Source organism: Mycobacterium sp. TH-M82, assembly GCF_057473605.1.
In genome coordinates, this window is record NZ_JBYCKY010000452.1 from 1 (window position 1) to 10,153 (window position 10,153).

The 10,153-nt window shown below is 68.7% G+C and carries 10 protein-coding genes; 2 read left to right on the forward strand and 8 right to left on the reverse strand.

What is annotated here, in order from left to right; translation table 11 throughout:
• From dapF to AC2VON_RS13845, 4 genes are all read right to left on the reverse strand, one after another.
• The coding region (gene dapF, locus AC2VON_RS13830; protein WP_486953491.1) for a diaminopimelate epimerase at nucleotides 1-526 on the reverse strand (526 nt) is incomplete at its 3' end.
• A gap of 258 nt (nucleotides 527-784) precedes the next feature.
• Nucleotides 785-1,702, reverse strand: coding sequence for a tRNA (adenosine(37)-N6)-dimethylallyltransferase MiaA (miaA, locus tag AC2VON_RS13835; protein ID WP_486953484.1), 918 nt, complete (start codon nucleotides 1,700-1,702; stop codon nucleotides 785-787).
• Nucleotides 1,703-1,709: 7 nt separating this feature from the next.
• Complete coding sequence (locus AC2VON_RS13840) at nucleotides 1,710-2,390, reverse strand: class III extradiol ring-cleavage dioxygenase family protein (RefSeq protein WP_486953485.1); 681 nt, start codon at nucleotides 2,388-2,390, stop codon at nucleotides 1,710-1,712.
• Nucleotides 2,391-2,399: 9 nt separating this feature from the next.
• The gene (locus AC2VON_RS13845; RefSeq protein WP_486953486.1) at nucleotides 2,400-3,317 is read right to left on the reverse strand and encodes a DMT family transporter; all 918 of its coding nucleotides are present in this window, start codon (nucleotides 3,315-3,317) and stop codon (nucleotides 2,400-2,402) included.
• Between the two features lie 215 nt (nucleotides 3,318-3,532).
• Between AC2VON_RS13845 and AC2VON_RS13850 the strand changes: the two genes are divergently transcribed.
• Nucleotides 3,533-4,888 carry a DUF349 domain-containing protein gene (locus AC2VON_RS13850; protein ID WP_486953487.1) on the forward strand — a complete coding sequence of 452 codons (1,356 nt, stop codon included), beginning with the start codon at nucleotides 3,533-3,535 and terminating at the stop codon, nucleotides 4,886-4,888.
• A 22-nt stretch (nucleotides 4,889-4,910) separates the two neighbouring features.
• Here the strand turns inward: AC2VON_RS13850 and AC2VON_RS13855 are convergent, their stop codons facing one another.
• Entirely contained in the window at nucleotides 4,911-5,510 is a 600-nt protein-coding gene (locus AC2VON_RS13855) for an Rv2732c family membrane protein (protein WP_486953488.1), read from the reverse strand.
• Between the two features lie 13 nt (nucleotides 5,511-5,523).
• Nucleotides 5,524-7,032, reverse strand: coding sequence for a tRNA (N6-isopentenyl adenosine(37)-C2)-methylthiotransferase MiaB (miaB, locus tag AC2VON_RS13860; protein WP_486953492.1), 1,509 nt, complete (start codon nucleotides 7,030-7,032; stop codon nucleotides 5,524-5,526).
• A gap of 103 nt (nucleotides 7,033-7,135) precedes the next feature.
• On the opposite strand from miaB, the gene AC2VON_RS13865 reads away from it, so the two are divergent.
• Nucleotides 7,136-7,360, forward strand: a complete 225-nt coding sequence (locus AC2VON_RS13865) for an Rv1893 family protein (RefSeq protein ID WP_486953489.1) — start codon at nucleotides 7,136-7,138, stop codon at nucleotides 7,358-7,360.
• Nucleotides 7,361-7,363: 3 nt separating this feature from the next.
• On the opposite strand, the gene recX is transcribed toward AC2VON_RS13865, so the two are convergent.
• Nucleotides 7,364-7,882 (reverse strand): recombination regulator RecX, encoded by a 519-nt coding sequence (gene recX / locus AC2VON_RS13870; RefSeq protein WP_486953493.1) that lies wholly within the window; start codon nucleotides 7,880-7,882, stop codon nucleotides 7,364-7,366.
• Nucleotides 7,851-10,153 (reverse strand): intein-containing recombinase RecA (gene recA, locus AC2VON_RS13875; protein ID WP_486953490.1); only part of this gene is annotated, 2,303 nt, incomplete at its 5' end. The genes recX and recA, both read right to left, overlap by 32 nt.

Here is a 10,153-nt window from a genome sequence, read left to right on the forward strand (position 1 = left end):
CGGCGGTCAGGTCGGCGTCCACACACGCCAGGTGCGGGTTGCCGACGTCGATCACCAGCCCCGCGAACGGTCGGCCGCCGACGATCGCCTCCCCGACCCCGAACCGGTTCGCCTTGCCCATGTCGACGGTGACGTCGGCGGTCACGGCGTCAGCGCGATGCACGACCAGCGGGCGCGGACCGGCCAGCGACCCGACCGTGAATTCATCCCGGGATTCCAGCCCGGCAGCCCGCAGGTAGTGGGCGAACACCCGCACCCCGTTGCCGCACATCTGCGCCACCGAGCCGTCGGCGTTGCGGTAGTCCATGTACCAGTCGCCGACGCTCACCCCCTCGGGCAGTGCATCCAGCACACCGGCGTTCACCGCGGCGGCGGCAGTGGTCACCCGCAGCAACCCGTCGGCACCCAGCCCGCGACGGCGGTCGCACAACGCGGCGACCTTCGACGGCGTCAGCGCCAGCTCGGCAGCTGGGTCCTCCAGCAGCACGAAGTCGTTCTGGGTGCCGTGGCCCTTGGCGAACATCACCAGCTCAGGATACGTTCCGCGGGAGCATTGCCGGTAAACTCCGGCGCGGTGGTCAACCCGCTGAATGAACACCTGCGACCGGCCTTCATCGATGCGATAGAGCACGCGGTAGGGGCCGCGGCGGGCACTGTACATCCCGGTCAGATCGTGGCGCAGCGACTAATCGACCCGACATGGCTCTCGCGACAGCTCGCCGAACACGAACTCGATGACCGCCGGGCGCACTCGCGGCGGGAGCCTGTGCATCGCGCTTCGCCGTTATATAGACCTGGTCAAGGCTGAAATGACGGCGTCGATGTTGGCAGTCGGGTCGGCCGCATCCAGCCAGTGGATCCGGTGGTCGCGGCCAAACCAGGACCGCTGGCGTCGCACGTAGCGCCGGGTCCCGACGAACGTCTGCTCGCGGGCGCGCCGCAGCGCGTCGTCTCCCCCGCCGGCGTCCAGGGCGGCGACCACCTGCGCGTAGCCGAGCGCCCGGGACGCGGTGACCCCGTCCCGCAGGCCCCGGTCCAACAGCGCCGTCACCTCGTCGACCAGGCCGTGATCGAACATGTCGTCGGTTCTCTTCGCCAGCTCGGCATCGAGATATGCTGTGTCGCAATCTAATCCGATGATCATGGTATCCCATCGGGGTTCTCCTATGGCGGGTGCCGACGCGGCGAACGGTTGCCCGGTCAGCTCCCCCACCTCCAGTGCGCGCACGATGCGCCGGCCGTCGGTGGGGCGGATCGCCGCGGCCGCCGCAGGGTCGCGGACGGCTAGTTCGGCGTGCAGGGCGGCCGCTCCAGTCGCGGCGAGCCGGCGCTCCCAGGCGGCCCGCACCTGCGGGTCGGTTGCCGGGAACGACCAGTCGTCGAGCAGCGCCTGCAGGTAGAGCATCGAGCCGCCCACGATGACCGGCACCGCGCCGCGGGCGGCGATCGACGCCACGTCGGCGGCCGCGGCCCGCTGGTAGCGGGCGACGGTCGCGGTTTCGGTGACGTCCAGCACGTCCAGTTGGTGATGCGGGATGCCGTGACGCGAAGTCAGCGGCAGTTTCGCGGTGCCGATGTCCATTCCGCGGTAGAGCTGCATGGCGTCGGCGTTGACGACTTCACCGCCGACGCACTCCGCGACGGCCAGGGCCAACCGCGACTTGCCGGTGCCGGTTGGGCCGACGATCGCGATAGGCCTCATCGGGTTCTCACGGCCGCCAGATGCCGGTGAAGTAGCCGACGCCGTAGGGGGCACAGCGATAGAGCTCGAGAGCGGTTCGCGGCCCGAATCCGGCCAGCCCGGCCAGCGCCGCGAACGCGGCCCGGCCGGTGACCTGCGCCGGCAGCCGCGCCAGGGCGGCGGCGTCACCGCGGGCCAGGGCGTCGTCGAGGGCGCGTTGCACGGCGGCGCCGCCCGGGTGGTAGCCGCCGGGGGCCCCGGCGGTCAGGGTGTTGACGCCGTCGGCGACTACCAGCACCCCGACCGGCTCGGGCCGCCGGTCGATGTCACCGCGCAGCTGCTCGCCCCGTGCCGTCGCGGTGACGGGGTCGCCGTAGGAATGGACCTGCACGCAGGCATCGGGTCGGGCCTGGCCGCGCACCCAGCCGGCCATCAATGCGCCCAGCGGCAGGTCAGCCGGTTGTTCGGCGGCGGGGGACAGGCGCACCGCCATGTCGACGCCGAATCCGGCGAAGGTACCCACGCTGTCCGGGCCGCACACCGCGGTACCGTCTGCGGGTCCGGTGCCGAGCGCGACCCAGTGCGGCGGCAGCGAGCCGACGGCGGTGCACACCGCCGATCGCAGGCCGGCCAGCTCGTCGGCTGCGACGCCGGCGAGTTCGGGCACCAGCACCGGCGCCGACGGCATGATCGCGATGGCGCCCAGCACGCCACCAAGTTAGCGCCTGACCGGCTCCATCGCGGGCAGGGCCTTGTCGGCACCGGCCCCGGCCGCCATCGTGGCGGCCTCGCCGCGGGCCAGCGCCGCGGTTGCGATCAGCACGGTCGCCGTCCCCACCGCCACCACCAGCTTCTCGACACCGTCGACGATCAGCGTCTCACCGAGCACCAGCATCCCGAGCACCGTGGCCACCAGGGGTTTCGCCACAATCATTGTCGGCATCGAGGCAGGCAGCGCACCGGCGCGAAACGACGACTGCTGAAAGATCATCCCGGTCAGTGTCGCCAGCAGCCAGGGCAGCAGTTCCGGTGCGCGTAGCACCCCGACGATGCCGTGATATTTGAGCACCTCGACGAGGCCCTTGGTCAGCACCGCGAACACCGCCAGCGACGTTCCGGCCACCGCCGCCAACAGCACGGCGGCAACCGGGCGGCCGGCCAAGATCCGGGCGGCCAGCACGCAGCCCACCAGCGTCGGTCCCAGGACTGCGGCAACCACCCCCCAGACCTGCCACGATGCCCGGCTGACACCTTCGGTCGGATCGCCGACCACCACCACTACCGCCAGTGCCACGGCCAGCAGGGCCGCCCACACCCACTCCCAGTGGCTCACCCGGCGGCGGGTCAGCCACGCGTAGATCGGCAACGCGAACAGCAGCGCGGTCACCTGCAGCCCGGTGACCAGCATCACCGAGCCCACCGCCAGCGCGGCGGCCTGCAGAGCGTAGTTGGTCACCGCCGCCGCGCCGCCTCCCCACCACCGCGCGTCGCGCAGTGACATCCAGAACAGCTCCAGGTGGCCGATTTCTCTGTCGGTGATCTCCTGTGCGGACCGCTGCCGGACCACGTCGCCGATCGCGGAGGCCAGTGCGGCGCACAGCGCGAGCAGCCCAGCGATGACGTTCGCGGTCGACATGGCTGGCCTCCTCAACCGGGCAACGATACCCGCCGGCGACCTTCCGGCCGGTTAGCGACGCGGTGACATCTCCTGCGCAAACACGCCCGTATCCGCCGGGCACCACTGTGACACGGGCGCGCGGCCGGTGCTTGAATACCTGTAGTCGAGGGCGCCGCGGTGCGCGGCAGGTGCGCGGCTGTTGCCCGCGCGAAGGATTAGGTGACGGCAAGCGAATGACCGACGAAAGCGATTCACCCACACCCCCCCGGGGGCCGGTTCCCAGGCCGGGCCCCAGACCGGGTCCAAGGCAGGGCGCGCAAAGCGTCGCCCGTCAGGCCGCCATCGCAGCGCCCAGCGATCCGCACCGGTTCGGCCGTGTCGATGACGACGGCACTGTGTGGCTGATCAGTCCGTCCGGTGAACGCAGGATCGGTTCCTGGCAGACCGGCGGTGCCGCCGACACTTCCGACACTTGTGACACTGAGGCCGCGTTCGCCCACTTCGGTCGGCGATTCGATGACCTGAGCACCGAGATCACGGTGCTGGAGGAGCGGCTGGCATCCGGCACCGGCGATCCCCGCAAGATCAAAGCCAGCGCCATAACTCTGGCGGAGGCGCTACCGACGGCGAGCGTGCTCGGCGACGTCGACGCATTGGCCCTGCGGTTGACCGCGATCCGCGAACGCGCCGATGCCGTCGCCGCGCAGGACCGGGCCCGGCGCGAGCGACACCGCGCCGAGGCGACGGCCCGCAAAGAGACGCTGGCTGCCGAGGCCGAGGACCTGGCGGCCACTTCGACCCAATGGAAAGCGGCCGGCGACCGACTGCGTTCCATCCTCGACGAATGGAAGACGATCAACGGCCTGGACCGCAAGACCGACGACGAGTTGTGGAAGCGATACGCAGCGGCCCGGGACATGTTCAACCGGCGGCGCGGATCGCATTTCGCCGAACTGGACCGCGAGCGGGCGATTTCCCGCCGGGACAAGGAACGCTTGTGTGAGCGTGCCGAGGAGTTGGCATCGTCCACCGACTGGGCGGGCACCGCTGGCGGCTTCCGTGAACTGCTCACCGAATGGAAGGCTGCCGGGCGCGCGGCCAAGGACGTCGACGACGCGCTGTGGCACCGCTTCAAAGCCGCCCAGGACACGTTCTTCACCGCGCGTAACTCGGCCAGCGCCGGAGGCGACGCGGTGTTGCAGGCCAACGTCGCCGCCAAGGAGACGCTGCTGGCCGAGGCGGAGCGCCTCGACCCGGCCGACCGCGACGCCGCCCGCACCGCCCTGCGATCGATCCTGACGAAGTGGGACGCGATCGGCAAGGTGCCCCGGGAGCATTCCGCGGAATTGGAGCGGCGGTTACGCGCGGCGGAGAAGAAGGTCCGCGGCGACACCGAGCCGAGCGGGGTCGATCCACAGGCCCAGGCCCGTGCCGAGCAATTCCGCACCCGCGCTGAACAATTCGAACACCAGGCACAGAAGGCACAGGCCGCGGGCCGAGACGAAGACGCCGCAGCGGCGCGGGCCAGCGCCGAGCAGTGGCGGCAATGGGCCGATGCCGCCGAGCAGGCACTCATCCGTAAGCCCTGACGCCGCCGAACCATCGCAGCGGCTATCCGGAGGGCGGCTGCTCGTCCTCGGGGCGATCCAGGTCGTCCAGCAGGCTTCCGGACTGGTGCTGTGCGGCGGCGGCGCGGCGCTGCTCTTCGACGGCCAACTGAATGAGGGTGCGCGACCACACCAGCCTGGCCCAGTGAAATGTCAACACGATCACGCAGATCCACACCACGATCAGGCCCACCCCGGGGCCCGGACGGCCTTCGGCCACGGTCTGCCTTGACCACACAGCCAGCAACCCGACCGCACTGGCCACCGCCGAGCCCGCCAGCGCCACCCACGCCACCGCCCAGCGCCTGGTCAGCAGCGCCAGCAGCGAAAAGCCGCCGCTGAACACCAGCGCCAACCACATGAACAACCGCGACGGCAGCGTCACCCCCGCTTCGGCGGCGCCGTCACCGGCGAACAGCACATCCCAGCCCATGACGGTCCCGGTATGCGGCAGCAGAAACGACGCCAACAGCACGAACACACCGATCAGGACAACCAGAGCTCGTCCGCCGATTTCAATTTCGCCGGCAATGCGGCGTTCTACCGCATCGATGTCGGCCCGGTAGGCTTCCAGGTTTTCGTGGTCGTCGGCGCTTTGGCTCACCAGCTCTGACTCACTATCGGCTCGCTACCGGCTCATGGCCGAGCTCACTGCGGCCGACCGGCTGGGCACCGATCCCGGGCATGCCGAGGCCGACCCCGCGCGGACTACCGCCGTACCTATCACCAGCGCGGGTGGGCCGATAAGCGACCACCGGTCCGTCGGCGAGCAGATGATGCGGGGCGGCACCGGTCACCGTGGTGGTCACCACGTCGCCGGGCCGCACCTGCGCGCCGCCGGGCGCGAAGTGCACCAGCCGGCCGTCGCGAGCCCGCCCGCTCATCCGCGCGGTGCGGGCGTCCTTGCGTCCCTCCCCCACCGCGACCAATACTTCGACGGTGTTACCGATCTGCGCCCGGTTCTCTTCCAGCGAGATCTCTTCCTGCAGCGCCACCAACCGGTCGTAACGTTGCTGCACCACCTCTTTCGGCAGCTGGCAGTCCAGTTCAGCAGCCGGTGTGCCGGGGCGCTTGGAGTACTGGAAGGTGAACGCGGCCGAGAACCGTGCGGCCCGCACCACCTCGAGCGTGTCCTGGAAGTCCTGCTCGGTCTCGCCGGGGAACCCGACGATCAGGTCGGTGGTTATCGCGGCATCCGGGATGGCGGCGCGAACCCGGTCGAGTATCGCTAGATAGCGTTCGGTGCGGTAGGAGCGGCGCATCGCCCTCAGGACCGCGTCCGAACCGGACTGCAGCGGCATGTGCAGCGCCGGACAGACGTTCGGCGTTTCGGCCATCGCCTCGATGACGTCGTCGGTGAACTCGGCCGGGTGCGGGGAGGTGAACCGGACCCGCTCCAAGCCGTCGACGCGTCCACAGGCGCGCAGCAGCGCGGCGAAAGCGCCCCGGTCGCGCGGCAACTCCGGGTCGGCGAACGAGACGCCGTAGGCGTTGACGTTCTGGCCCAGCAGGGTGATCTCCAGCACCCCGGACTCCGCCAGCGCCCGCACCTCGGCGAGGATGTCGGCCGGCCTGCGGTCGACCTCCCTGCCCCGCAGCATCGGCACGATGCAGAAGGTGCACTTGTTGTTGCAGCCGACCGAGATGGAAACCCAGGCCGCATACGCGGATTCGCGTACTGCGGGCAGCGACGACGGGAACTCTCGCAATGCCTCGACAATCTCCACCTGGGCTGCCTTGTTGTGCCGGGCCCGCTCCAGCAGCACCGGGAGCGATCCGATGTTATGGGTACCGAAGACGACATCGACCCAGGGCGCCCTGCGTAAGACGCCCTCCTTGTCCTTCTGCGCCAGGCAGCCGCCGACCGCGATCTGCATGTCCGGGTTGCCGCGCTTGTCCGGCGCCAGGTGGCTGAGGTTGCCGTACAGCTTGTTGTCGGCGTTCTCCCGGACCGCGCAGGTGTTGAACACCACCACGTCGGCGTCGGCACCCTCGGGGGCGCGCTGATAGCCCGCTGCCTCCAACATGCCGGCCAGCCGCTCGGAATCGTGGACGTTCATCTGACAGCCGTAGGTACGCACCTCGTAGGTGCGGGCTGCCTGATCCGGCCGCTCCGGTGCCGTCATCGAAGTCACGCGGCCCATGGTACGGCGGCCTGCGGCAATGACACGCCGCTCACCCGTGTTCGGCGGCTACAGTCGACGTAACCACAACGGACAGGAGACCGTCATGGCATTCACCCCTCAGGGCGCGTTCAACGCGGCGCGGGATATCGCAACGCATGCCGTCGAGAAAGCCTCGGACATCGTCGAGGACGCGGGCGACATCATCCGCGGCGACATCGCCGGTGGCGCCAGCGCCATCGTGCAGGACTCCCTGGACATCGCCAGCCACGCCGTCGAGCGGACGAAGGAGGTCTTCACCAGTACCGGTGAAGATGAGGGCCAGGATTAGCCGTCAGACCCGCCGGCGTTCCCGCTCGGAGGCCAGCTCGGCGCTGACCACGTCGTAGGCCATCGACTGGCCGTAGCCACGGCGGGCGAGCATCGACACCAGGCGCCGACTCACCCGTACGTCGTCGTCGTCCAGGGTTTCCCGGCGTAACCGGGCCCGCACCAGCTGCACAGCCCGATCCCGCTCGGCACCGGCGTTGGTGTCGTCGAGCACCGCGGCGATGATGTTGCCGTCGACGCCCTTGGCGTGCAGCTCAGCGGCCAACGCCCGGTTGCCCTTCCCGGCGCGTACCCGCCGCGAGCGCACCCACTGCCCGGCGAAATCGGTGTCATCGACCAGACCCACCTCGGTCAGGCGGTCCAGCACCTGATTGGTGATGTCACCGGGGTAGCCGCGCCTGGCCAACTGTCCGGCCAGCTCGGCGCGAGTACGCGCCCGTACGGTGAGCAGGCGCAGACAAAGTGCCCGCGCCTGCTCCTGGCGCTTGGGCTCAGAAATCGACGGGGGCGGGCAGGACTTCATCGCCTGAGCCATCGGTCAGCTCATCGGTCACCACGGCGCCGATGCCGAGCTTCTCCTTGATCTTCTTCTCGATCTCGTTGGCCACGTCGACGTTCTCCAGCAGGAAGGTGCGGGCGTTCTCCTTGCCCTGCCCGAGCTGCTCGCCGTCGTAGGTGAACCAGGCGCCGGACTTGCGGATGAAGCCCTGGTCCACTCCCATGTCGATCAGCGAACCCTCACGGCTGATGCCCTTGCCGTAGAGGATGTCGAACTCGGCCTGCTTGAAGGGGGGTGCGCAGTTGTGCACGACAACACCTTCCGCGACGAGGTTGTGCAGTTCCTCGACCTCGAGGTCGAACGTTCGTACCCGCCTTGCCGGCAAGACTTCCCGGATCACCGAGTACCAGAGTTCTTCCGCCAGCACATCGCCCAGAAACTTGTCATCCAGGGCGTCCGCGAGCGCCTGCACACGATCCCTGCGAAGCCGGCTGGCACCCAAGACCTGCTTCATTCCGCCGCGGGGGTTCCCAGCGCCTGCGCCGATCATCGCTGCGGCTTCCTGCGCGGTCACGCCGCGCTGGTCAAGATAATTCAGCACGCCATCGGCCGCCTCGGAGGCCAGATACGTCGCCTGCGATCCACGCCGCCGCCCCCGCAGCGCTTCCGGAATCGCCTGGACAAGGGCGCTGCCGCGCGGTCCCCACATGGGAACAGATTTCGCGAACGCTGTGACGTTATCCATACCCGATATCCGGACCTCGAACACTTGACGCCGGCCCTGAATCCGTCGACCGTCGATGATACTCGGCCGCTTCTGGGTCGGATCGTAATCGCGAACGGTACTCACGACACCGAATCTCAGTAACAGCCAATGAATTTGGTGTGCAAGCTGTTCAGAGGTCGTCGTATAACCGACCCGAAGTGCCCCGGCCTGTTCTCGGCTCACCCAGCCGTCACTCTCGAACAGGCCGAAGAGCAGATTCCCGACGATATCGGCCGCGGCGTCTGGCTCGAAGAACCAATTCGGAACCGTCTTCTCCCATGCGAGCTTGCCGTAGATGCCGGCCCGTCGGCAAAGGTCTGCAACACCGTTGCGCTCACCAGGCCGGTGAGCGATCGCAAGGGAGATACGCCCCTGCGGATGGGCCGTACAACCAAGCGTCGCAGCGATTCGTGTCACGTCGTCAATGAGCGCCTGATGAACATTGATGAAGTTGACCGGAGTCTTACCCCCCACGTAGCCATCCCCGACCAGGTAGCCGAGCAGCCGGGCTTGATCCGCCGAGATCGGCGCACTGTCACCGAATCCGTCGAAGCGCCGCGGTTGTGCCACCCGGTCCCCCTTGCGGAGTTCGGCGGCATGACGCCAGCCGGACTCTGTCAGCACCTTGTGGTCGGGGGTCGCCCATACGGTTCCGCCGCCGGCGATCCGTAGCCCGATCACATCCTGCGTTCCCTGGTCGAACCAGGACACCACGGACCGCGCATGCAGCGTTCCATCCTTGGCCGCGGCCACGACGTGAATCTGCTTCCTGCCATCGACGACATCCTCGATGCGGTGCGTCGTGCCGGTGACCGGATCGAAAACCCGGGTGCCCGCTGCCAGGCACTTGTTCTTGACCACCTTGATCCGGGTGCGGTTGCCTACCGCGTCGGTGCCGTCCTTGAGGGTCTCGATTCTCCTGACATCCAGGCGTACCGAGGCGTAGAACTTCAAAGCCTTTCCTCCCGTGGTTGTTTCGGGAGATCCGAAGAAGACACCTACCTTCTCCCGCAACTGGTTGATGAAGATCGCTGTGGTGCCCGAATTGCTCAGCGCGCCGGTCATTTTCCGCATCGCCTGGCTCATCAGCCGGGCCTGCAGACCGACGTGGCTGTCGCCCATCTCGCCTTCGATCTCCGCACGTGGCACCAGCGCGGCCACCGAGTCGATGACCAGAATGTCCAGTGCCCCGGAGCGGATCAGCATGTCGGCGATCTCCAGTGCCTGTTCTCCGGTGTCGGGCTGGGACACCAGCAGCGAGTCGGTGTCCACGCCGAGGCTCTTGGCGTACTCGGGATCCAGGGCGTGCTCGGCGTCGATGAACGCCGCGATCCCGCCGGCGGCCTGCGCGTTGGCCACCGCGTGCAGTGCGACGGTGGTCTTCCCCGAGGACTCCGGGCCGTAGATCTCGATGATCCGGCCGCGGGGCAGCCCGCCGAGGCCCAGCGCCACGTCCAGGGCGATCGACCCGGTCGGGATGACCGAGATCGGCTGACGCACCTCGTCGCCGAGGCGCATCACCGAGCCTT

Coding starts and splice junctions, on each gene's coding strand:
- AC2VON_RS13845 (WP_486953486.1), bottom strand. CDS start 3,317: ATGTCGACCGCGAACGTCATCGCTGGGCTGCTCGCGCTGTGCGCCGCA.
- miaB (WP_486953492.1), bottom strand. CDS start 7,032: ATGACGGCACCGGAGCGGCCGGATCAGGCAGCCCGCACCTACGAGGTG.
- miaA (WP_486953484.1), bottom strand. CDS start 1,702: ATGAGGCCTATCGCGATCGTCGGCCCAACCGGCACCGGCAAGTCGCGG.
- AC2VON_RS13850 (WP_486953487.1), top strand. CDS start 3,533: ATGACCGACGAAAGCGATTCACCCACACCCCCCCGGGGGCCGGTTCCC.
- AC2VON_RS13865 (WP_486953489.1), top strand. CDS start 7,136: ATGGCATTCACCCCTCAGGGCGCGTTCAACGCGGCGCGGGATATCGCA.
- recX (WP_486953493.1), bottom strand. CDS start 7,882: ATGAAGTCCTGCCCGCCCCCGTCGATTTCTGAGCCCAAGCGCCAGGAG.